The 21,639-nt window shown below is 55.1% G+C and carries 21 protein-coding genes; 10 read left to right on the plus strand and 11 right to left on the minus strand.

Features of this window, described 5'->3' with window-relative positions; translation table 11 throughout:
* Position 1 precedes the first annotated feature (1 nt).
* The 3 genes from WC184_03300 to WC184_03310 all read right to left on the minus strand — a co-directional run bounded on the left by WC184_03300 (position 2) and on the right by WC184_03310 (position 3,374).
* Positions 2-817: an SDR family oxidoreductase gene (locus tag WC184_03300; GenBank protein MFA7476904.1), complete on the minus strand. Its 816-nt coding sequence runs from the start codon at positions 815-817 to the stop codon at positions 2-4.
* Positions 818-1,108: 291 nt separating this feature from the next.
* On the minus strand, positions 1,109-2,821 hold the full coding sequence (locus WC184_03305) for an ABC transporter substrate-binding protein (protein MFA7476905.1): 1,713 nt from the start codon (positions 2,819-2,821) through the stop codon (positions 1,109-1,111).
* A gap of 160 nt (positions 2,822-2,981) precedes the next feature.
* Positions 2,982-3,374, minus strand: a complete 393-nt coding sequence (locus tag WC184_03310) for a TIGR03618 family F420-dependent PPOX class oxidoreductase (GenBank protein MFA7476906.1) — start codon at positions 3,372-3,374, stop codon at positions 2,982-2,984.
* A gap of 136 nt (positions 3,375-3,510) precedes the next feature.
* Between WC184_03310 and WC184_03315 the strand changes: the two genes are divergently transcribed.
* The 3 genes from WC184_03315 to WC184_03325 all read left to right on the plus strand — a co-directional run bounded on the left by WC184_03315 (position 3,511) and on the right by WC184_03325 (position 6,547).
* On the plus strand, positions 3,511-5,067 hold the full coding sequence (locus tag WC184_03315) for a DEAD/DEAH box helicase (protein MFA7476907.1): 1,557 nt from the start codon (positions 3,511-3,513) through the stop codon (positions 5,065-5,067).
* Positions 5,068-5,203: 136 nt separating this feature from the next.
* Positions 5,204-5,986 carry a methyltransferase domain-containing protein gene (locus WC184_03320; protein ID MFA7476908.1) on the plus strand — a complete coding sequence of 261 codons (783 nt, stop codon included), beginning with the start codon at positions 5,204-5,206 and terminating at the stop codon, positions 5,984-5,986.
* A gap of 27 nt (positions 5,987-6,013) precedes the next feature.
* Positions 6,014-6,547: a DUF488 domain-containing protein gene (locus tag WC184_03325; protein MFA7476909.1), complete on the plus strand. Its 534-nt coding sequence runs from the start codon at positions 6,014-6,016 to the stop codon at positions 6,545-6,547.
* Between the two features lie 7 nt (positions 6,548-6,554).
* Here the strand turns inward: WC184_03325 and WC184_03330 are convergent, their stop codons facing one another.
* Complete coding sequence (locus WC184_03330) at positions 6,555-6,872, minus strand: hypothetical protein (protein ID MFA7476910.1); 318 nt, start codon at positions 6,870-6,872, stop codon at positions 6,555-6,557.
* The gene (locus WC184_03335) at positions 6,869-7,714 is read right to left on the minus strand and encodes a sulfite exporter TauE/SafE family protein (GenBank protein MFA7476911.1); all 846 of its coding nucleotides are present in this window, start codon (positions 7,712-7,714) and stop codon (positions 6,869-6,871) included. The genes WC184_03330 and WC184_03335 overlap by 4 nt, the downstream gene beginning before the upstream one ends.
* A 269-nt stretch (positions 7,715-7,983) precedes the next feature.
* Between WC184_03335 and WC184_03340 the strand changes: the two genes are divergently transcribed.
* Genes WC184_03340 through WC184_03360 form a run of 5 tightly spaced genes read left to right on the plus strand, consistent with a single transcriptional unit; the run spans position 7,984 to position 12,800 of the window.
* Positions 7,984-9,138: a thiolase domain-containing protein gene (locus tag WC184_03340; protein ID MFA7476912.1), complete on the plus strand. Its 1,155-nt coding sequence runs from the start codon at positions 7,984-7,986 to the stop codon at positions 9,136-9,138.
* Positions 9,135-9,566 (plus strand): Zn-ribbon domain-containing OB-fold protein, encoded by a 432-nt coding sequence (locus WC184_03345; protein ID MFA7476913.1) that lies wholly within the window; start codon positions 9,135-9,137, stop codon positions 9,564-9,566. Before WC184_03340 ends, WC184_03345 begins: the two co-directional genes overlap by 4 nt.
* Before the next feature lie 34 nt (positions 9,567-9,600).
* Positions 9,601-10,215, plus strand: a complete 615-nt coding sequence (locus WC184_03350) for an LON peptidase substrate-binding domain-containing protein (GenBank protein ID MFA7476914.1) — start codon at positions 9,601-9,603, stop codon at positions 10,213-10,215.
* A gap of 51 nt (positions 10,216-10,266) precedes the next feature.
* Complete coding sequence (locus WC184_03355; GenBank protein ID MFA7476915.1) at positions 10,267-11,151, plus strand: ABC transporter ATP-binding protein; 885 nt, start codon at positions 10,267-10,269, stop codon at positions 11,149-11,151.
* Positions 11,148-12,800 (plus strand): ABC transporter permease subunit, encoded by a 1,653-nt coding sequence (locus WC184_03360; protein ID MFA7476916.1) that lies wholly within the window; start codon positions 11,148-11,150, stop codon positions 12,798-12,800. Before WC184_03355 ends, WC184_03360 begins: the two co-directional genes overlap by 4 nt.
* On the opposite strand, the gene WC184_03365 is transcribed toward WC184_03360, so the two are convergent.
* From WC184_03365 to nadD, 6 genes are all read right to left on the minus strand, one after another.
* Positions 12,797-14,269 (minus strand): NAD-dependent succinate-semialdehyde dehydrogenase, encoded by a 1,473-nt coding sequence (locus WC184_03365; protein ID MFA7476917.1) that lies wholly within the window; start codon positions 14,267-14,269, stop codon positions 12,797-12,799. The two genes, WC184_03360 and WC184_03365, sit on opposite strands and share 4 nt — an antisense overlap.
* Before the next feature lie 61 nt (positions 14,270-14,330).
* Positions 14,331-15,059 (minus strand): PIG-L deacetylase family protein, encoded by a 729-nt coding sequence (locus WC184_03370; protein MFA7476918.1) that lies wholly within the window; start codon positions 15,057-15,059, stop codon positions 14,331-14,333.
* Between the two features lie 16 nt (positions 15,060-15,075).
* The gene (locus WC184_03375; protein MFA7476919.1) at positions 15,076-16,398 is read right to left on the minus strand and encodes an MFS transporter; all 1,323 of its coding nucleotides are present in this window, start codon (positions 16,396-16,398) and stop codon (positions 15,076-15,078) included.
* A 5-nt stretch (positions 16,399-16,403) separates the two neighbouring features.
* The gene (gene rsfS / locus WC184_03380) at positions 16,404-16,811 is read right to left on the minus strand and encodes a ribosome silencing factor (protein MFA7476920.1); all 408 of its coding nucleotides are present in this window, start codon (positions 16,809-16,811) and stop codon (positions 16,404-16,406) included.
* 156 nt (positions 16,812-16,967) lie between these two features.
* A complete protein-coding gene (locus WC184_03385) occupies positions 16,968-18,338 on the minus strand; it encodes a LytR C-terminal domain-containing protein (GenBank protein ID MFA7476921.1) in 1,371 nt (456 codons plus the stop codon).
* A gap of 4 nt (positions 18,339-18,342) precedes the next feature.
* Positions 18,343-18,966, minus strand: coding sequence for a nicotinate-nucleotide adenylyltransferase (gene nadD / locus WC184_03390; GenBank protein ID MFA7476922.1), 624 nt, complete (start codon positions 18,964-18,966; stop codon positions 18,343-18,345).
* Positions 18,967-19,285: 319 nt separating this feature from the next.
* Between nadD and WC184_03395 the strand changes: the two genes are divergently transcribed.
* A complete protein-coding gene (locus tag WC184_03395; protein MFA7476923.1) occupies positions 19,286-20,116 on the plus strand; it encodes a sigma-70 family RNA polymerase sigma factor in 831 nt (276 codons plus the stop codon).
* A 20-nt stretch (positions 20,117-20,136) separates the two neighbouring features.
* Positions 20,137-21,480 carry a 3-deoxy-7-phosphoheptulonate synthase class II gene (locus WC184_03400; GenBank protein MFA7476924.1) on the plus strand — a complete coding sequence of 448 codons (1,344 nt, stop codon included), beginning with the start codon at positions 20,137-20,139 and terminating at the stop codon, positions 21,478-21,480.
* The last annotated feature ends 159 nt before the right edge of the window (positions 21,481-21,639 follow it).

Raw genomic sequence — 21,639 nt, forward strand, 5'->3', positions numbered from 1 at the left:
ACTAAGTTGCCGACCAACCACCGTCGCTGGGTAGCACCACACCAGTGATATTCACGCTGTCCTCGCTCAACAAAAACGTGATGGCCGCAGCAAGCTCAGCCGGTTGGGCCATTTGAGGCAACACCGCCATCCCAAGGCCGATGCGTTCGGTGCCAAGCTCGGAAGCAAACGACGCCTGGATATTGGTTTGCACCGGCCCGGGAGCCACGGCATTAACCCGAATACCTCGGTTGGCGTACATGAACGCCGTAGATTTAGTGATACCAACCACCGCATGTTTGGAAGCGGTGTAGGCCACCCCGGCCGCCGAACCTCGGAGCGCAGCCTCGGAAGCGGTGTTAACAATCGCACCACCACCGCCGTCCAGCATGACCGGAACCACCGCCCGGGTAAGTTTCATAGTGCCATTCACGTTGATGTTCATCACGCGGTCCCACACGGCATCACTAACTTCACCGATGGGAGTCATGTCATCCATAACCCCGGCAATGTTGGCTAGCGCGTCAATACGACCACCGGCGGCTTCAACAATGGCTGCCACCCCCGCATCATCGGTAATGTCAGCCACCACCGGCACAATTTCGGCACCAGTATGACTGCCCACCAGCTCATCCAAACGAGGTTGGCTAACATCCACCGCCACTACTCGCCCACCTTCACGAACCACCCGTGAAGCCACCGCCCAACCAATACCAGAGCCAGCGCCCGTGACAATCACGGTTTGACCCAAAAAGCGACCCTCATTAATTCGTTCTCGCCATCGAGCCACCTCGGGGTCAGCCGACGCGTCGTCGTTTACCGCCTGGTCTGCGCTCATACTTATACCCTTTCGTACCCACCCGACCGCTTGGTCGTGTGCGCCCAACACCGTCGGGCCCACATTGTGGCTACGCCCTATGGGTTAGGTTCCACCAACAAAAAGCAACACATCTTGCTATCTAGGGTACGGCGCAAACCTTCGGATTTAGAGGGCACAAAGACCCAAAACCTAACGACGGCTTCTAACTGCCAATTGGCTAAAGCAGCGCAAAAATGCATTGGTCCCGCCACGGAGGTGACGGGACCAATAATTAATTATTCAACTAAGCGTCAGTGCTTAATCACACCATTATGAGGCCCTATACACCTGGCCCCAAATGGTCCGGCCACGGCGTGAGCCGAAGCCCAAATCACCTTCAGGCGTTGTCCAAGTATCAAGCCCATACACATCAGGTGCAGTAGCAAAGAACTCGTTGTTACTAGCGATCATGATGAAAGGAACTTGTTCGGCAATAACCGTTAGGAATTTCTCCACGGCATCATATTGCTCGGCGAAGGTCTGCGATGTTTCTAGCTGGTCACGGGCCTCATCAATTCGAGGGTCAGTGAAGTTTGAAACGTTCGACAAATCAGTCACGTTGGAGAACTCGTTGCGCATAGTGGTAAGTGGCGCCGATTGAACGCCCGGGCGCCAGAACACCAGCTGGTGGCTACCTTCAATGGCTCGCTGAATACTTTGGGCCATTTCATTGGCCACCAGTTCCAGCTTCACACCATGCTCGCCCCATTTGGCCTGCAAATACTGGGCTTGACGGCTCACCGCCGGGGTGTTGGTGAAGAGATACTCGATCTCAATATCAGAGCCGGGTGCTTTACCATCAGATCGGTTGGGATCATCAATGTATTCCTGCAGCTTCGCACCGCCCGCCTCTTCGTCATATTTCGGATAAGCAGCCGCTGCATCCTCCGAATAGAACTCACTTGAGGGGTCAACCAGCAAAGTACGAGGCTCGGCCACTGGGCCTTCAGCCACAATCACCACGAGCTCTTCCGGGTTAGCGGTTTGCACCAAACCCTGGCGCACCCGTAGGTCATCTAGCGGCGGTTTGGCGGTGTTAACCAAAATACCCGAGGCCAAGTCACCAGCTTGCATATACAGGTTCGCTTCGCCAGATTCGGCTTTTTGCTGGAACCGACCGAGATACACGCCAAGGCGAGCATAAAGCACTACGTCGACATCGCCACTTTCCATGGCCGTCTGGCGAGCATCTTCGTCAGGCAGCGGCACGAAAGTGATTTTGTCGAGATACGGCAACCCTTCTTGCCAGTAATCAGCGTTACGCTCGGCAATCAGCGAACCGTCTCGCACCCAAGACACCAACTTGAAGGGGCCGGTACCAACAGGCTTGCTACCAAAGTCTTCAGGGTTAGCACGGGCAGCTTCGATAGAAAAGGCGTTACCAAGCTGAGAAGCAAGTAGGTACAAGAACTGCGGGTCGGGTCGGCTTAGCACATAGGTGTAGGTCAGCTCATCGTCTACCCTCACCTCGGCAATATCTTTTGTAACCGTGGCCAAAATACTGCCATCAGCAGCTAGAAACTCATCGTAACCATCTTTTTGTACTTGTGCGGTCAGCTCGGTTCCATCATGGAACTTAACGCCTGGACGCAAAGTTACGGTCCACTCGGTGGAATCATCGTTAGCAACTACCGATTCCGCCAAATATGGCTCAACGGTCCCGTTAGCGGTAAGAACGACCATCGGGTCGAAAATCACTGGCATAACGTTGTCGCCGGATTGAGCACACGACGAGAGCCAAGGAGCATAGCTATTACAGTCAGCCTCCAGCCCTACGGTAAGGGAACCTCCTTGAGTGGGTGCCGGAACGTCGCCACCATTCGATGAACCGTTGTTGTCATCGTTATTATCGCCCGCTGTGGTAGAGGTTGTTCCGCCGCCAGCATTCGAATTGTTATTGTCATCGCTGCTGCATCCGGCCAACAACGCCGCCAATACCAACAGCGAAATAAACGCGCCCCTAAATCGGAAACGTTTCCTCACTAAATCCCCCTACTTTAACTATTATTACATTACAATACACCAAAAGATCTTTGGTGATAGTTGTGAGAAGCACATAGGTTTACTTATGTACCGAACACAACCGAAACCTTAGCACCCCGCCATCCGCATTGGTAGCAACTTTTGAAACCCTTGCTACGGCCTAACTAAGCCGCTTATACACGTGATCAACGGCGATCTTCACCACTACTCGCTCGCTGGTAATGGTCGGCGCGTAGTCGGCACCGGTATAACGCTGCGAAACATGGTCAATATGGTTTCGCGCCTCATCGCCAGTCACGGTTTCTACTACCTTACCTCGCGCCTCGATATAGCGATATGGCGTATTGGCATCGATAACCGTAACAGCCACCCGAGGGTCATTCGTCATGTGCTTGAACTTCAACCGATGGACCTCAGTGTTGATCAGCAAATGCTCATCATCGGCATCAATCCACATCACATGGGTGGAAGGCGCGCCGTGTGAATCAAGAGTCGTCAACGCCGCAAAGTTTTTTGAGGTTGCAAAGTCTTTTAATTCTGTGTCAAGTGCCATAAAGCCCAGAATAGTGGCGAAAACCTGTTAAGGTACCTAAGTCCTGGTTACACCAGGTTGCCTTGCACCCCGATGGTGCTGGCGGGTCCCGTTCGGAATACCCGGTCGAGGCCACCCTGTCCCCCCTCTGTAGGCGATGCAGAGCCACGCTGGTTTACAACCAGTAACGGAGTGGAACAGGTTGCCCCTGGGTTTTATCGCACCCGTCATGCGCCCGAACTGCGGGCTATTTTTTTGGAGTAACACCCTGTCTTCTACAACTGTTCTTGAATCTTCGGTTGAGTCAACCGTTTCTTTCGCCGAGCTCGGCGTACCCAGCAATATCGTGTCGGCTCTGGCAAACCAAGGCATCACCCAAGCCTTCCCAATTCAAACTGCCACCCTGCCCGATGCTTTGGCTGGCCGTGATGTGTGCGGCAAAGCCCCCACTGGTTCCGGCAAAACTATCGCTTTTGGAATTCCGCTCCTCCACGGCATTGCCAGTGGTCCCAAGGCTGCACCAAAACGACCCAAAGGCCTGGTGCTAGTACCCACCCGCGAGCTGGCTACCCAGGTTCGTGAGGAACTGATAATGATGGCTGGCCCTAAAGGGGCCCGGGTCACCACCTTCTTTGGTGGCGTCGGTTTTGGGAACCAACTACGCGATCTTCGCCGCGGCGTAGACATTGCGGTGGCCTGCCCCGGTCGGTTGGCTGACTTGGTGAAACAAGGCGAGGTTGACTTATCTGAGGTTCGTTATGTGGTGTTAGATGAAGCTGACCGCATGGCCGACATGGGTTTTCTACCTGAAGTTCGTCGTCTGTTGAACCAAACCTCACCCAAGCGCCAAACCTTGCTATTTTCGGCCACCTTGGATGGTGACGTTGACATTCTAATTCGGGAATACCAACACAATCCCGCCCGCCACGAACATGTGGTGAAGGAAGACTCTCCCCAGAACGAATACAAATTCTGGAACGTCGAACGCAATGAGCGAGTTGACATCACCGCTCGCCTTATTAGCGCCAATTGGCCGGCCATTGTGTTCGTTCGTACGCGCCGGGGGGCCGACCGGGCCGCACGACAGCTTGCCAATGCAGGTGTTTCAACCGAGGTAATCCACGGCGATCGGTCCCAACCACAACGGGAACGAGCGTTAGCTCGCTTCACCAACGGTCAATCGCAAGCTCTGGTAGCAACCGATGTCGCCGCCCGCGGCATTCACGTAGATAACGTAGCGGCCGTCATCCACTTCGACTTGCCAGCTGACCACAAAGACTTTGTGCATCGCTCGGGGCGCACAGGTCGAGCTGGAACTACCGGCCTAGTGGTGGCATTGGTACCCAAGGAACAAAACTCTGATGCCAAGAAACTACAACGGAAATTGCAGCTCGCCTTGGGCATCACTCCACCGGCTTCACTAGCGCCAGTCACCCCAACCAAAGCACCAGCTAGCAAGGCGGCAACCAGTGAATCAACTCGCACTAACCCCGCCTCCAAGCGGCCTGGGCGGGCGAAGGACCGCAAGTCAAAGGCACGTCGAAGCGACGCTTCAACGCCAGGGTCGCACAGTCCAAGCAATCGTGGTGGCAAAGCTCGCGGTGCCAAGGTTTCAGCACGCACCGGTTCGGGCGGCACATCGCGTAACAGCTCTCCTGGAGCATCGCGTAGCGGAAACAAACACCGCTCAGCCAAACGCCGTAACGCTGCCTAGGTCGCGATAAAGGGCCCTTGACAGAGCGCTTTAGGCGACCCTAATTTATTTCTAGCGAAGCCTAGAAATAGTCGGACTCCGCCTAAGAAGGGGCAACTGCCCCACCACCACAGCTCTGTGCCTCGGGGAGGCCCATATGTCGATCTCTACGGTGTCGAACGAAAAAGCACCTGGCCACTGGCTTTTGGCCCGCCTTGGCAAGAAAATTCTGCGCCCGGGCGGCCGTGAGCTAACCACCAGGCTGCTTAACAAACTTGGCCTAACCAACCAAGATCACGTAGTTGAATTTGCACCTGGTGTAGGTGCCACCGCCCGCGCCTTGCTGGCCTATCAGCCAGCCAGTTACACGGCGGTCGAACGAGACGAAGAAGCGGCTGCCATTACCCGCAAGGTAGTGACACCCTCTGGCGGCAAAGTGGTGCTTTCAACAGCACAACAATCGGCGCTCCCCGAGGGATCGGCCACCGTTGTCGTTGGCGAAGCCATGCTCACCATGCAAAGCGATGTCAACAAGAATGCTGTGATGAGCGAGGCCCATCGGCTACTCCAGACCGGTGGACGTTACGTCATTCATGAGCTGTGCCTAATTCCTGATGACATTTCCGAGGAACGTTCACAAGCGGTTTGGGACGACCTTTCTCGCAGTATTCATGTGGGCGCACGGCCACTAACCGCGGCTAGCTGGCGAGCAATACTTGAAAACAACGGCTTCCGGGTCATCGCCGAAGAACGAGCCGACATGGCACTTTTGGCACCCCGACGAGTGATCGACGATGAAGGTCTCTGGCCAGCCATGCGCTTTTTCGCACGCGTGGCCACCGACCGCAGCGCTCGAAGTCGGGTTAAGAGTATGCACGCCTGCTTCAATCGGCTACACAACAACATGGGCGCCATTGGCCTGATCGTCGAAAAAGTTTAATGGCATAGATGCCGCTTGAATGGAGGTATGGCACAACCACGGCTTTACACCATTGGGCACTCAACTCATCCCATCGAAGAGTTCCTAAAAATGCTGTCGGCCAATCACGTCGACATGGTGGCCGACGTGCGTACGGTGCCCCGATCTCGCCATAATCCGCAATTCGACCAGCACGCCTTGGCCGAAAGCCTAGAAGCAGCAGACCTGGAATATGTGCAGATTAAAAAGCTGGGGGGTTTGCGCCACAGTTCAACCAAAGAACCCAGCATTAATGAAGCCTGGCGCAATAAAAGCTTTCGCAGCTACGCCGATTACATGCAGACCGAAGGGTTCTCCGAAGGTATCGACGAACTAATCGAACTGACCAAAACCAACACGGTGGCCATAATGTGTGCCGAAGCTGTGCCCTGGCGTTGTCACCGTTCTCTGGTCGGAGATGCCATGCTGACCAGGGGTTATGAGGTTTGCGACATCATGAGCGTCACTTCAACGAAACCCCATAACCTCACCAGTTTCGCCAAAGTGGAAGGAACCAAGGTGTGGTATCCGCCGGAAACCTAGGCAGCGCTCACCGACGCAAAAGACCTAGCGCGGCCCCAGCTAACACCATGGTGATCACCAACACCGTAATAATAAGAAAGCGATTCTCGCCACGGTGACGGAAATGGCTAAACATCATTAATAGGCGGATGAATGGTAAGAGCACCAAGGTGGCACAGCCCCCTGTCAGTAGAACAGTGGCCAAGGGTCCCAAACCGAAAATCAGAGCTATTACTGCACCTACGAGCAAAGCGGTGGCCAAGTTGGTGCCATAGGCCATCAGCACCGCGATTCGCCCAGCCAAAACCCTGTCGGGGGCTATCTCGTCGCCCTCGATTTTACTCATGAGCCCATCGTCCATCCCAGGCCAAGCGCGTTGGCGGCCATTGGCACCGCCAGCGACAAGAGCACCACTGTAAATATGATTCGTAAACCGCTGCCCGCCATACGAACCAAAATTCGTGCCCCCAAAACAGCACCGCTAAGGGAACCCAACACAATTGGGGCCGCCAAGATCAAGTCGATATTGCCACCCAGTAGATAGGCCGCAGCCGCGCCTGATGCCGTTACCCCAATCATCAAGTTAGCGGTGGCAGATGAGGCTTTGATTGGCAAGCGCATGGCAGCGTCCATGGCTGGAATCTTCAAAACACCACTACCAATCCCTAGCAGAGCAGAGAGAACACCAGCTAGAAACATGAACGAAACACCCATTGGTAGGCGTGAAACCTGATAGTCCACGTTTTCCCCGTCAAGATCTATAAACGACGAATCGAGTTGGTGGCTAAAAGCGTGCGCTGGGACCGGTAGAGGTTCTCGTGGCTTGCGACCATGCAGCATTTGTGCAGCCGAGACCAAGAGCACACCGGTGAAAATTCCGTATAGAACCTCATCGGCCACCAAACCGACCATGGCTACACCGACCAAAGCCCCGAACGTCGTGGCAACCTCAAGCACCACCGCAAGCCGAAGATTGGTGAGGCCAGCCGATAAGAACCTGGGTGCACTTGAACAAGACGAAGCGATGACCGCAATCAAACTCACCGCCACAGCGGTGGGAAACGGAATGTCGGCACCCAAGGTGAGAAGCGGCACTATAAATATGCCACCAGCCATGCCCAGCGCACTGCCTAAAGCACTGGCCACGAGGGCACCAACAAACAAGGTTATGAAAAGGCTAACTGCCACTACTATTCGAACCTACACCTCTAAAACCCTTTGCTGCACAATTCCACCTCAACACCCGATTTTCCCAGCTTGGACTATATGAGGGTCACGCGAACACAACATGCCCACGGCCCAAGTACCGCACCAGCACTACGTGCGCACCACATGTGCACTGCCGTCACGGTTAGGAAAAAAACCTGACCCGGTATCGAATCCGAGGTGTCGTGTGACAGCGGCTACACTTGGCGCACCAACTAATTGAACAGCTTCCTTGACGGGAGAAATCGCTTATGAGTTTACGCGGTGCCGCTTTTATCGCTGGTGCATACGAGCACCCCCGGCGCGACATCCCCGACCGTACCATCACCCAAATTCACGCCGAAGTGGCCGCAGGCGCACTAGCCGACGCCGGTCTTAGCTTCGCTGATGTGGACGCCTATTACTGTGCTGGTGATGCGCCTGGTTTTGGCCCCATGTCGGCCGTCGAATACATGGGGCTCAACTGCAAGACCATCGACTCAACCGAAACTGGCGGCTCGTCGTATCTGGTGCATTTGGGCCACGCCGCCGCACAAATCGCTGCTGGCCATGCTTCGGTAGCGCTTATCACGCTGGCTGGCACACCTCGCCAGCCAATGAAGTTCGGTGGTGGCGGTTTTCCGGCACCCGAGAGCGAATTTGAAGCTCAATGGGGTGTGAACACGCTCAATAACTATGCCCTTTCCGCACGTCGGCACATGTATGAGTTTGGCACTACCAGCGCCCAGCTAGCTGAAATCAAAGTCGCGGCGTCACTGCATGCCCAGCACAACCCCCACGCATTCATGCCGAACCCGGTAACGGTGGAAGAAGTGCTGGAATCACCCATGGTCGCCGATCCACTTCATCGTTTAGATTCCTGTGTGATCACCGATGGTGGCGGTGCCATTGTGGTGGTAAGCCCCGAAATTGCCCGCACGCTCAATCGCACCTGTGTGAAAATTTTAGGCCAAGGCGAGGCATTAAAAGACTCTCGCAAAGTTGACCTCACCTATTCGGCGGCCGCTTGGTCAGGGCCGGCCGCTTTTGCTGAGGCTGGCGTCACCCCAGCCGACATCGACTACGCCTCAATTTATGACAGCTTCACCATTACGGTACTAATTGCTCTTGAAGACCTGGGCTTTTGCGAAAAAGGTAAAGGTGGACAGTTTGTAATGGACGGCCGCCTACAAGCACCCTTCGGGGGCTTACCGTTCAACACCGATGGTGGCGGGCTCTGTAACAATCACCCCGCCAACCGCGGCGGGATGACCAAGATCATCGAAGCTGTACGTCAGTTACGGGGCGAAGCTAACCCCGCCGTTCAAGTTCCCGACTGTCAACTGGCCTTGGCCCATGGAACCGGTGGTGCGCTATCCACCCGCCACGGTTGTGCCACCGCAATTCTAGGAGTAGCCGACGCATGAGCAACGACACTTTTCTACCAACCCGCAAGCCCCACACAAACATCGAAACACAGGAGTTTTGGGAAGGTTGCGGTCAAGGACGCTTCTTAGTTCCCCGATGCAATAACTGCGCCCATCTAATTTGGTATCCCCGACAGTTTTGTACCGAATGTGGCCATATGGAGGTCACCTGGGAAGAGATGAGCGGCCGAGGCAGCGTGTATAGCTACTCGATTTCCAACCGAGGCCAAGGAGAATTTGCCGAGGTAGCACCTTACGTATTGGCCTACGTTGAGCTAGAAGAAGGCCCCAGGGTCCTAACGAACATTGTGGATTGTGATCCTTCGACCGTAGAGGTGGGTCAAGCTGTAACGGTGGTCTTTGAAGCAGCGGGAGAGACTAAAGATGGCAAGCCCTTGGCACTTTATCGGTTCCGCCCAACCCAGTAAGAACAGCAAGAACAGCTTCTAGAATTATGAAACTGTGACCATCACCCCTATGTTTCCCTTGGGCAGCGTGCTTATGCCAGGCGCCGCGCTGCCCTTGCGAATTTTTGAACCTCGCTATCAGGTCATGCTCGATCGGGTCTTGGCTGGTGATCGACGCTTAGCAGTGGTGCTTATAGAACGTGGCCAAGAAGTTGGTGGCCAAGACGTTCGCAGTAGCGTTGGCACACTTGCCATCGTCGAAGAACACCAACCGCTAGGCAACGGGCAGCACGCAGTCCTAATACGAGGCATCGAACGTATCAAGGTGGAATCGTGGCTGCCCGATGACCCTTATCCGCAAGCCAAAACGGTGAAATGGCCCGATCCTGTGCCTTCTCAGGAAGCCGCTGCGAAAACTGGCCAGCTGGAGACAGCCGTTGAAAGCTCGCTACGGCAACTTCTAGCCAGAGCCTCGGAAATGGGATACGCAGTACCACCCTCAACCTTTGAACTTCCCAAAGCCGTCGATAACAAATCTTTTATTCTGGCGGCCCTTAGCCCCCTTGGTCCTCTTGACCAGCAACGCTTGCTAGAGACCGAAACCGAGCAAGCGCGCTTGGAAAAGCTGGGCACGCTAATTAAGGAACAGTTAGCACTCTTAGACCTTTAAGCGGGCTGGCCTTGGCACATTACGGGAGCTGAAGGTGCCTAGAATTTGTGTATGTCCGCACTGGCGACGTTCAACCTAACCAAACGTTTCGGTCGTACTGAAGCTCTGAGAGGCGTTGACCTAGAGGTTGAGAGCGGCGAGGTTTATGGACTGCTCGGACCAAATGGTGCTGGTAAGTCAACCGCCATCCGAATTTTGCTTGACGAGATTCGTGCCACCTCCGGACATGCCGAGATATTTGGTCTAGATACCCGCCAAGATACTGTGGAGATACATCGCCGTCTTGGCTATTTGCCGAGCGATTTGGCTCTGTATCCCAAGCTCACCGGCGCTGAAACACTGCGGCTTTTTGCCCGAATCCGAGGGGAGGTTCCTTGGGGAAATGTCGAGATTTTAGCGAAACGTTTCAAAGCCGATCTACATCGCCGGAACGCCGAGCTTTCTTCCGGTAACCGCCAAAAAATTGGGATTATTGCCGCGTTCATGCATCAGCCCGAGCTGTTGATTTTAGATGAACCAATTGCGGGCTTAGATCCGCTGATGCAAAACGAGTTTCATCAGCTAATTGGGGAAACCGTCGCCGAGGGTCGCACCGTTTTTCTATCCAGTCACACCCTCTCCGAGGTGCAACGAGTAGCGCACCGAGTAGGAATCATTCGCAATGGCGCACTGGTCTCGGTACAAAACGTAACCGAATTGCGTTCGATTCGACGAGTGGAACTGGTCTTCAACCAAGTCGTCGAAGCCGCTGATTTCACCGCTATCACCGGTGTCAGTGACGTGGTGACGCATCACAATACCGTGACTATGAATTTCACCGGAGAGATCGGCATGCTACTTGAAGCGGTGCCATCTGATTATCGACTGGTTGATATCATGTCGCAAGAGGCCGACCTCGAAGACGTGTTTTTGGCCTATTACCGGGATCCAACATGAAAACCTGGCCGATCGTCACCCACGATTTGGCCCGTGCCAAATGGGCAATATTGGGTGTGGTAGTGGGCGTCGGTTCGATGGTTGTTCTAGCGGTAGGAATGTTCTCGGTCATGGACACCACGGTCTATGACGACCTGCCCGACTACCTTCGTTCACTGCTGGGCATCCCCGACGGTGCCAGTGCCGCAATTTTGGCATACAACGCCACCCTGACGACGGTGGGCGCCGCCACCGTGGCCGGGTTGGCAATTGGTCTTGGCACTAGAAGCGTAGCCAGCGAAGAAGCCGACCGAACCTTGCAATGGCTGCTTAGCTTGCCAATCTCTCGCAGCCAACTGGGCCTGGCGAAAGCCGCGGCAGTGACGTTTGCGGCAGTTTTTTCCACGTTGGCAATTTGGTTGATCGCCGAGGTGGGGCATTTACCTTTCGACGTTGAGATGGGAAGAGCCCACTTGGGGGCGTTAATGCTTGGAATTGGTGCCCATGCCTGGCTATACGGGGCTCTCGCGTTTGCCATTGGTGCCTTCAGCGGCAACAAGGCCGCGGCTCTCGCTATTAGCTCCACCTTGTTGGCAATTGGTTGGCTACTGTCAGGATTGTTGCCGCTTTGGACGGAAACCCAAACTTTGGTGAGGCTGGTGCCTTGGCATTGGTACGCCGGGAACAGCCCACTACAAAACGGGCTTGACGGTGGCTATTTTGCGCTAACCGTAGCTGTCGCACTGGCATTCATAGCTATTGGCAGCTATGGCCTGGCTCGCCGTGACCTCAACTTTGTGCCGCCACGACTCTTCCAAAAAGAATCGTCACAATCTAAACCACATGCTGCCAAAACGTCCTCGGCGCCAACCCCGAGGGGTAAAACCAACTTAGGTCTCTTTCAGCTGATCTTTAACCAAACCAGAATTCTGGCCGCCAGTTTGGGCGCTGGCATGTTGGTGTTCTTGGCTCTAATGGGGCCGCTATATAACTCGATGAAAGACCAGCTAGCCGATAGTTTCGCCACCCTACCGCCCGAGCTACTCAAAATCTGGGACGCTCCTGATATGACCACGCCCGAAGGATTCCTGTGGGGCGAAGGGATGGGCATGGTAGCCCCGGTTGTGGTGGTGGTTTTGGCAGCCGGTATCGCCTCCAAACTCTTAGGCGACGAACATTCAGGGCGTCTTGGTTTACTGCTCTCAACTCCCCTTCAGCGAACCCAGATATTCTCTATCTACTTGCTAACTATGTTGCTTCAACTGACCTGGCTAGCATTGGCCACCGGCGTCGGCCTTTTCATTGGCGCCACGGTGGGTGGCCTAGGCATCGCCATTTCCCAGATCGTCGGAGCTTCAGTGCACCTGTGGGCGCTCGGGGTTTTCATGGGGGCCACCATTGCTACAGCTAGTGCGCTTAGCCATAGTCGTAGTGCCGCTTCGGTTACCGCGGCGGTGGTGGGCTTAGGTGGTTATTTACTGCATGTCACCCTGTCGCTCAGCGAAAGCACCGCCAGCTGGGCGCGAATTTCACCGTTCTACTATTACTCTTCGTCTTCACCGCTGATGCATGGCAGCAATTTCGGCCATTTAGCCATTCTCTTGATACCGGCCACTGCACTATTCGTTTTTGCTCTCGTGGCTTATCCCAGGCGCGACCTGCGGGTTTAGGCCACACCGATGTATTTGGTTTCCAGGTATTCGTAAATCCCTTGAAAACCGCCTTCTCGACCGAGTCCCGACTGCTTAATCCCACCAAAAGGTGCTGCCGGGTCGGAAATCACTCCACGGTTCAAGCCCACCATCCCAGCTTCGATGGCCTCACAAACTCGTAAACCCCGGCGCAGCCCCTCGGTGTAGACGTAGGCAATCAGGCCATACTCGGTGTCATTGGCCATCTCTATTGCTTCGTCTTCGTTAGCGAAAGTCCGTATCGCAGCTACCGGAGCAAAGATCTCGTCACGGTTCAATTTGGTGTCGGCACCAACATTGCTGATCACGGTTGGCTCAAAGAACCAGCCCGGGCCAGGGAGCGAACGACCACCCAAATGTAGGGTGGCCCCATCATGTTGTGCTTCGGCCATCCATTCAGAAACCCGAGACTGCGCCTCGTGGTCAATCAGGGGGCCAAGTTCAACCCCGTCTTCAAAACCCGAGCCCACCTGCACCGCAGCCATAGCAGCACTTAGCCGATCGATAAATTCATCGACCACGGCCTCATGAACCAAGAAACGATTGGCCGAGGTGCAGGCCTCACCCCCGTTCCGCAATTTGGCCACCATGGCCCCCTCGACCGCGGCCGAAAGATTGGCGTCATCAAAGACAACAAAGGGAGCGTTGCCACCTAGTTCCATTGAAACTCGCAATACCTGCGACGAAGCCTCGGCCAACAGGCCTCGACCAACTGCTGTAGAGCCGGTAAAGGAAAGCTTGCGCAGTCGTGGATCGTGAATTAGAGGGGTGGTGGTTGCACTAGCCTGGCTGGTTGGCAATACCGACAAACTGCCAACCGGGGCACCTGCTTCTTCCATAATTTTGGCGAGTGCCAACATAGTTAGCGGTGTTGCAGAAGCGGGTTTAACAATACTTGTACAGCCAGCTGCAAAAGCAGGGGCGATTTTGCGGGCACCCATGGCGATTGGGAAATTCCAAGGCGTAATGAACAGCGAAGGACCGACCGGTTTGTGCATCACCAAAATACGCCCGTTACCTGCTGGCGATTGGCGATAATCACCACCAAAACGAACTGCCTCTTCCGAGAACCACCGGAAGAATTCGGCGGCATAGGCCACTTCACTTCGGCTTTCCGCCAAGGGTTTGCCCATTTCAAGTGTGATGATGTGTGCCAATTCCTCTTGGCGGGCCATCAAAAGGTCGAAGGTTCGCCGCAAAATTTCAGCTCGTTGCCTGGTGGCTAGGCCAGCGAATTCTTCTTGGAAGGCATCCGCCACCCCTAGGGCCGTTTCGAACTCACTGGGCTCAACATCGCTGACCTCGCCAATCACGGCGGCAGTAGCCGGGTTCTCGACAGGCATTCGTCGCTTCGCTTCGAACCACTCTCCACCGAGGAAGGCCCTGGTGGGAGTATTTGCCAGCACTGCTCGGGTGTCTTCGTTCAAACCTGCCAGATCAATTGCCACTTGAGGTTCCTACCTTTCGCTACCTTCCGTTATACCCAGGCAATACCACGCTGCGACGCCGCTATAGATCGACTACTTCGAAGGTGACCGCATGTTCAACGCCGAGGCGCGGCCCGTCAGCTTCAGCCCGAGCGGTTAGAAACATGTCGGCTGGAGGCCACGAACTACCTAAGCCCGCCATGTATTGTGCGTGGGCTTCAAGGGACTCAATACCTTTTGGCAGGTAGCCGGTAATGTCGACAGCGTGGGTGGCTAAGGGTGATGAAGCTAAAGCCACACGGCGCACACCGGACCAAGGCTCGAAACCTTCATCGATTAGCTCGGGGAAAATCCAACGATTAGCGGCATCACGAGCGGCATCGAGCACGGCCAAGCCAACGTGTCGGTGATCGGCCATGTTGAATCCACCGCCGCCGGGCCAGGTGGCGTGGCGGTTACCGGTTAACACCAAATCAGGTTGATGTATCCGAATGCAGCGCGCCAGATCACGGCGCAGGTCGAGCGAATACTCCACTACCCCATCGCGATAACCCAGAAACTCAACCGAGGTGACGCCGACCACCGCCGCACTAGCTCGTTGCTCAGCCTCTCGAATGGGTTTACATTCCTCTGGGGTCAGCCCATCAATGCCGGCCTCGCCCGAAGTAACCAACACGTAATTGACGGTTTTGCCTTCTTCGGTCCACCTGGCGATCGCCGAAGCAGAACCAAACTCCAGATCATCGGGGTGGGCCACGATGGCTAGCACCGACGAGAAATCAGTAGGAAATGGTTTTAGGTCAGGTTCCACGCAAGCCTCCTGTGCTTTAGCTTGAGGCTAGCGCCACACCTCGTAATTTATTGGCCATACGAAAGACCACCGGCACCATGGCCAAAGCCAAGAAACCGCCCGCAAGGCCCAAAGCTGCATAGTTAGACAAGCTCATAACCACCCCAGAAACCAAGCCTCCGCTAGCTCCGGCTAAGGCAATGGCAACATCAACCGAACTTTGTTTCTTGGCTCGAGTGGCCAAAGGTACGTTGTCGGTGATGATGGCGGTACCCGAAACCACACCGAAGTTCCAACCTAAGCCCAACAAGAATAAGGCGAAGGCAATCAAGGGCACTGATTCGGCCGGGGCGAGAGCGGCCACAATGCCCGAGACCAAGAGGGTCACACCCGAAGCTACCGCCATCGTTGTCCGCCCTAGTCGGTCGGTTAGTCGTCCTGAGATTGGCGAAGGTAAGTACATGCCCGCCACATGAAGCGCTATTACGAGACCGGTTGCACTAGTGGCGTGACCATGATCTTTCATGTGCACAGGGGTCATGGTCATTATCGCCACCATCACCAGTTGTGACAGCACTAGCACCATTGCACCAACAAAAAGGCCGTGGCGAATAGAAGGATCGACGATGGGCTCACCATTATCGTCAAGGCCAGAATCAGAAGCGCTGGTACTGACGCTTGGAACCTCCAAGCGAGTTTCACCAGCTGCGGCTAACTCTTTCGCCCGTAACAATGGGTCGGGCTTTAAGAACATGCCAATAACGGCCGCTGCGGCCCCGTAGGCGAATCCCGACAGGATAAAAGGACCAGCGTATTTAGGGATACCGATTAGCTCGGCCACCCCTTGCATGGGTGAAGCCAGGTTGGGCCCAACCACGCCGCCCAAGGTGGTAACAACCAAGACGGTGGAAATAGCTTGCGCACGATAATTAGGCGTAGCGAGGTCGGCACCTGAGTATCGAGCCTGAAGGTTGGTGGCGGTGCCTGAACCGTAGATGAAGAGCGACATGAACAACAGCACGGGATTGTCGAGAATGGCCGAGAAAACCACGGCCGCACTACCGAGAGCGCCGAGCGCATAACCGGTTGCCAAACCGGGGCGTCGGCCTCGTTTCCCTGAAATTCGGCCAATCAAAACGGCGGCCGCCGCACTGCCGCCGGTGAACAGCGCACTTGGGATACCAGCCAAAGTGGTGGTGCCTAGCATTTCTTCAGCTAGGAGTGCACCTACAGTCACACCCGCAGCTATACCGGCACCAGAAAATATTTGGGCCGCAACTAAAACCCGCAGAACATTACGCTGCTCATTGGGGACGGGAGAAGCGGCGTCGGCCGCTTCAGGCGAAGGGGTAAAGAGCACCTTGGCTAACCGTTCGAGGCGGCCTTTGGAATGCTTGAATCCCAAGGAATTCTAGGGACGTCAGACCATAGGTGCTCAAGATCGTAGAAGCGACGCGACGCTTCTAGGAACACATGCACCACAAAGTCGCCGTAGTCCATTAGCACCCATTCAAGTTTGTCGAGCCCTTCGACCTTCTGAGGCTTCGGGCCACCCGCCTCGCCGATGGCCCGTTCAATTTCATTGACCAACGTTCGTACTAAACGGTCATTGGTGGCGCTGGTGATCACAAAAGCGTCGAGGATGGCTAGAACATCGCCAACCGCCAAGATTTGTGGGTCGAGCCCACCTTTGGCCTCAGCAGTTTGTGCGGCCAGCTTGGCCCATTCAATGGGGTCGGTTGTCGTGTCGATCGGTTGCTTCGTGTTAATAATTCATGCCTTTGCAGTTGATGTCGTTGGTAGTTCTAATTGTCGTGCAAGCAGCGCCATTTGGCTAGGACGTTTCGGTGGAGCCTAACGCCATGTCGCCGCAATGGTAGCTATATCGCCCACGATGCTGTGGTCTTGCGATGCTACGACCCGGCAGTGTTAAGACCTGGCGTCGGAACCGATAAGCACGACTACTTCACTATTTTCATCCATGTCTTCTAGCTTGACCGCAGTACCAAACCCCAAAGTTTCTTGCAGGGTTTCCACATATGGCCGCCACGATTCCTCGGCATACATAATTTCTGTGGTCGTAAAATCAAAGTTTTCAGCGTTTCCAATCATTGAAACCTGACCGCCGACTTCAATGGCCAGCCTTGCCACCAGAGGAATCATGCTTTGGTCACCCGAACCATCGAGTACCTTCACCAACGGTCGAGTATTGGTGGCGTAACCGGCTGGGAAGGGAATAATTCTTGGTACCAAGCGGGCCATCTGATCGTGGTCCAAACGGAAAAAAGTTAGCTCACCGGGTTCGGTTGAAGGCGAGCCGTTCGAAGGATGATTAGCGTCAACAATCAGCGGTGCTTGAACAACGGTGTGATCGCCAGCACCAAGTTGCGACATAAAGCGCCGCACCAAAAGATCGGCGTCATTCACGGCTTCATTCGGCTGATCATCAGACAGATTGTTGCCGTTTTGTTCATCGGCCGAGCTAGCCGATGGTAACGGTCCCAGGCTCAAGATATCGGTTTGCTCGTTACCGAAATCGAATTCGCCCAGCACCGACGGATTCACGGCCAAAGCCGATAGCCAGGCGTTCCAAACCAGCTCTTGGCGCAGCAGCCGGTTTAAATGGTTTTCATTCTCATCTAAATGCGCAGCGTAAGCCGGTACGTCAGCGGGCTCTAAGGTAACTTCCCCCGGTGCATAAATAACCTGATGATCGGCGTCATGCAAGGTATCTGGGTTTACCACCTCTAGGGGGCCCGTGGCGGCAATAAGCTCGGTCCATTCGGTCGCGCTGATGGCCACTGCCCGTTCAATCCCTAGATGTAAGGCCCATTCCGTAACCGACCGAGCCGCATCAAGTCCGCTAAAGGCATAGGCCGCCTGAATGGGCATTTCGCCGACCTCGGGAATGTCGCCGGTTAATAAGGTTGGCAGCAACAACACGCTCCCACCCGGAGATTCAAAGGTGGGCAAGGTTAACAATGCCGCGCCTACTACCGTTTCCGTGGGGTCAAGTTGCAGCACCAACAAAGTAGGTGAAGGTGGAACCATGGCCTGATAGAGCGGTTGGCTGGGGTCAAGTACCGGGTTCAATAATTCGCCATCGCGACTGTTAAGCAGTGTTCGTAAACCCACCAAACCAAGCACTGGTATTAAGAGGCCCAACACCACTAAAGAGACACCATAAACGGTGAAGCTCACTCGCCGTTCGCGCTGGTGTCTCTGGCGTTGCGCACCGAGGCGTTCACGACGACTTGGCGCTGTATCAGGTGCCGACGAAGCGCCGGTTACATTTCCCAAAACGTTATTTCACCCGAGCCAAGGGCGAAACTGGTTCGTCACTGTATAAACCTCGAGCATAAATAGTTGAGATTACCGATCGAGGTAACAGGTAATCCAGGGGTCGCCCGTCAGCAACCCGGGCCCGCACATCGGTACTAGACACCTCAAGCAAAGGCACATCTACAACCTGATAGCGATAACCCTCGGGGGGTCGGGCCCCTTGGGTGCCCGGTCGTTCTACCAGAATGATCTCCGCCATTTCACGCAAGGTATCGGTGTGTTCCCAACTGGCAATACCCTCAGCCGCATCGCTACCCAAAACAAGGAATAGCTCCCGGCTGGGGTCTTCTTGGGTCAGTTGTTGCAGAGTATCGGCGGTGTAGGAGCGGCCTCCTCGACGGATTTCAATGTCGGACGCTTCTAAACCAGCCACCCCTTCAACGGCGGCTTGCACCATTGCAAAACGCTCGGGGGCTGGGGTTATGTCGCGCGAACCAAGCTTCTGCCAGGGCTCGTTTGCCACAACTAGCAACACACGATCGAGGTGTGCCCCATGGCGAGCATTCACCGCGGCCACCAAATGACCCACATGAGGAGGGTCGAAGGTGCCGCCAAAGATTCCTAACCGCTCGCCGCGTTGTTTCACCGCACCGAGCCTAGATGGTCTATGACTCCCTTAGCACACCAAAACATGATATGCTTGAAATTTCGTCAGAAACCCGCTTAACCCAGCCACAACTTCTAGCGTTTGCATTCTCATTGACCGATTTGTGGGCTAGCTGCAATTCGCCACTACCGATTGGGCACCACAAAAGCCCGCGAGTGACACAAGTCACCCACAAGGTGGGAACGAAATCGACATGAATTGCGTTGTACTACTTGCAGGCTATCCCACCAAGAAGTCCGTTCCACCTCTTCCAACAAAATAGGGACGTTCGTCATCGCCTCTATTGGAGATAAAGCTAATGAGTGATTCCGTAGGTCAGTATCTTAATGAAATAGGAAGCGTTGCGCTTCTGAATGCCGAAGAAGAGCGCGAACTTTCTCAACTTATCGAAAAGGGCGCCGAAGCCCGCGCCCGCCTTGAGGCTGGCGAAACCGGCCGCGAACTTGATCGCGCTGTTCGCAAGGCGGCCGCTGCTAAAGATCGTTTTATTCGTGCCAACCTGCGCCTAGTCGTCAGTGTGGCACGGCGTTATCCCCTGCCCCCCAGCATGGAGCTGCTCGATTTGATCCAGGAAGGCAACCTTGGCCTCGAGCATGCCGTCGACAAGTTCGACTGGCGTAAAGGCTTTAAGTTCTCAACTTATGCCACCTTCTGGATTCGTCAAGCCATTGGTCGTGCACTTGACCAAAAGGCCAGCCTGGTGCGCTTGCCAGGCGACCGTTCCGCAAGTTTGCGGGCCGCTTTGCGCCAAGCTTCTGGTGATGGTGACGAACTCGACGATGAACACGCCAGGCTGCACCGCCTCACCACGCCCACCTCGCTTGATCGCACGATCGGCGACGATGACAGCAACGAATTGATCGATCTTCTCTCTGATGGCAGCGCCACACCCGAGCAAGAAGTAATCGCACGGGCTGAAGAGGCCGCTATCACCGGGCTGCTCGACATCCTCGATCCACGGGCCAAGCGTGCCGTTGAGCAACGCTTCGGTCTAGACGATGGTCGCAAGAAGAGCTATCGCGAAGTTGGTGAAGACTTAGGCGTAACCGCAGAAGCGGCCCGCCGATTGGTAAAGCGTGCCGTAAACTTAGTGCGTGAACAAGCTTTGGCTAACTCCGACGCTGCTTAAACAACATTGTTGAAGGAAAAATGACAAGTACCACCTGGACTCCCTCTTCTTGGCGCGAATTTCCGGCCATGCAACAGCCAAACTGGCCGGATGAAGCCGAGCTAGATCAGGTTCTGAAAGGCCTAAGCACTTTGCCACCGCTAGTTTTTGCTGGTGAGGCACGTGATCTCACCAGCCAACTAGCCCGGGTGGCTAACGGCGAGGCTTTTTTATTGCAAGCCGGCGACTGCGCTGAATCGTTCGATGCTTTCGCGGCCGATCCAATCCGCGACAAGCTGAAGATCATTTTGCAGATGGCAGTGGTGCTTTCATATTCCGCTGGGGTTCCCGTAATCAAAGTCGGCCGTATCGCCGGACAGTTCGCCAAACCACGATCGAGCGACACCGAACGAGTGGGCGAGGTTGAACTGCCATCGTTTCGGGGCCACATGGTGAACGACTCGGCCTTTACTGAAGAGGCACGTGTTCCCGACCCACAACGGCTATTAGCGGCTTACCATCAGTCGGCATCAACGTTGAACCTCCTACGCGCCTTCACTACCGGTGGTTTTGCCGACCTCAATCAAGTACACGCCTGGAACCGTGAGTTCGTAGCCTCCTCACCCTCGGGTAAGCGCTACGATGAAGTCGCTTCGGGAATCGACTCGGCTTTACGGTTCATGCAGGTTTGCGGTATCAATACCGCCTCCGACCCTCAGCTCTACCAAGCCGACTTTTGGACCAGCCACGAAGCGCTCATTCTCGGTTACGAAGAAGCACTCACACGGCAAGATTCACTAACTGGTGATTGGTACGACACCAGTGCGCACATGATTTGGATTGGTGAGCGCACCCGTCAGCTCGATGGGGCCCATATCGAATTCTTCCGCGGTGTAAACAACCCGGTTGGGGTGAAAATTGGCCCAACTGCTACTACCGAAGAAGTGCTGGCCATTATCGAAGCGCTAAACCCCAATCGCATTCCAGGACGGCTGACCCTAATTACCCGTATGGGTGCCAAAAACATCGAAGAGAACCTACGGCCTATCTTGCGGGCCGTCCGCGATGCCGGGCATCCGGTGGCGTGGGTTTGCGATCCGATGCACGGCAACACATTCACTTCAAACGGTGGCCAGAAAACACGGCACCTGGAAGACGTTCTAGCTGAAATTTCTGGCTTCTTTGCAGCACATCGCGCCGAAAGCACCTGGGCTGGAGGCGTTCACATCGAACTAACTGGTGATGATGTCACCGAATGTTTGGGTGGATCCACCGAAGTTCTAAGCGAGCACCTAGATCGACGATACGAGACCGTTTGCGACCCCCGGCTTAATGGTCGTCAGTCGCTTGATTTAGCGTTCCGCTTAGCTGAGCTACTGCGCTAGCCACAAACCGCTAACGAAAGTAGCGCTAGTTACAAATAAACGCCGTTTGTGCGAGCTCGAGTCCCCCTCCGAGCTCGCACCGGCATTTTTGGCTTCCGCTGGGGCACCGTGAACTACTGCGGCCTCGGGGTTCTGAACCCAGGCCAGTTCACCCCCAAC

It is taken from the genome of Acidimicrobiia bacterium (assembly GCA_041676705.1).
Classification (GTDB): Bacteria; Actinomycetota; Acidimicrobiia; order Acidimicrobiales; family SKKL01; genus Actinomarinicola.

Bases quoted from the DNA above. Each gene is read 5' to 3' on its own strand.
- WC184_03300 (MFA7476904.1), bottom strand. From the start codon at position 817: ATGAGCGCAGACCAGGCGGTAAACGACGACGCGTCGGCTGACCCCGAG.
- WC184_03310 (MFA7476906.1), bottom strand. From the start codon at position 3,374: ATGGCACTTGACACAGAATTAAAAGACTTTGCAACCTCAAAAAACTTT.
- WC184_03315 (MFA7476907.1), top strand. From the start codon at position 3,511: ATGCAGAGCCACGCTGGTTTACAACCAGTAACGGAGTGGAACAGGTTG.
- WC184_03320 (MFA7476908.1), top strand. From the start codon at position 5,204: ATGTCGATCTCTACGGTGTCGAACGAAAAAGCACCTGGCCACTGGCTT.
- WC184_03325 (MFA7476909.1), top strand. From the start codon at position 6,014: ATGGCACAACCACGGCTTTACACCATTGGGCACTCAACTCATCCCATC.
- WC184_03330 (MFA7476910.1), bottom strand. From the start codon at position 6,872: ATGAGTAAAATCGAGGGCGACGAGATAGCCCCCGACAGGGTTTTGGCT.
- WC184_03340 (MFA7476912.1), top strand. From the start codon at position 7,984: ATGAGTTTACGCGGTGCCGCTTTTATCGCTGGTGCATACGAGCACCCC.
- WC184_03345 (MFA7476913.1), top strand. From the start codon at position 9,135: ATGAGCAACGACACTTTTCTACCAACCCGCAAGCCCCACACAAACATC.
- WC184_03355 (MFA7476915.1), top strand. From the start codon at position 10,267: ATGTCCGCACTGGCGACGTTCAACCTAACCAAACGTTTCGGTCGTACT.
- WC184_03360 (MFA7476916.1), top strand. From the start codon at position 11,148: ATGAAAACCTGGCCGATCGTCACCCACGATTTGGCCCGTGCCAAATGG.
- WC184_03395 (MFA7476923.1), top strand. From the start codon at position 19,286: ATGAGTGATTCCGTAGGTCAGTATCTTAATGAAATAGGAAGCGTTGCG.
- WC184_03400 (MFA7476924.1), top strand. From the start codon at position 20,137: ATGACAAGTACCACCTGGACTCCCTCTTCTTGGCGCGAATTTCCGGCC.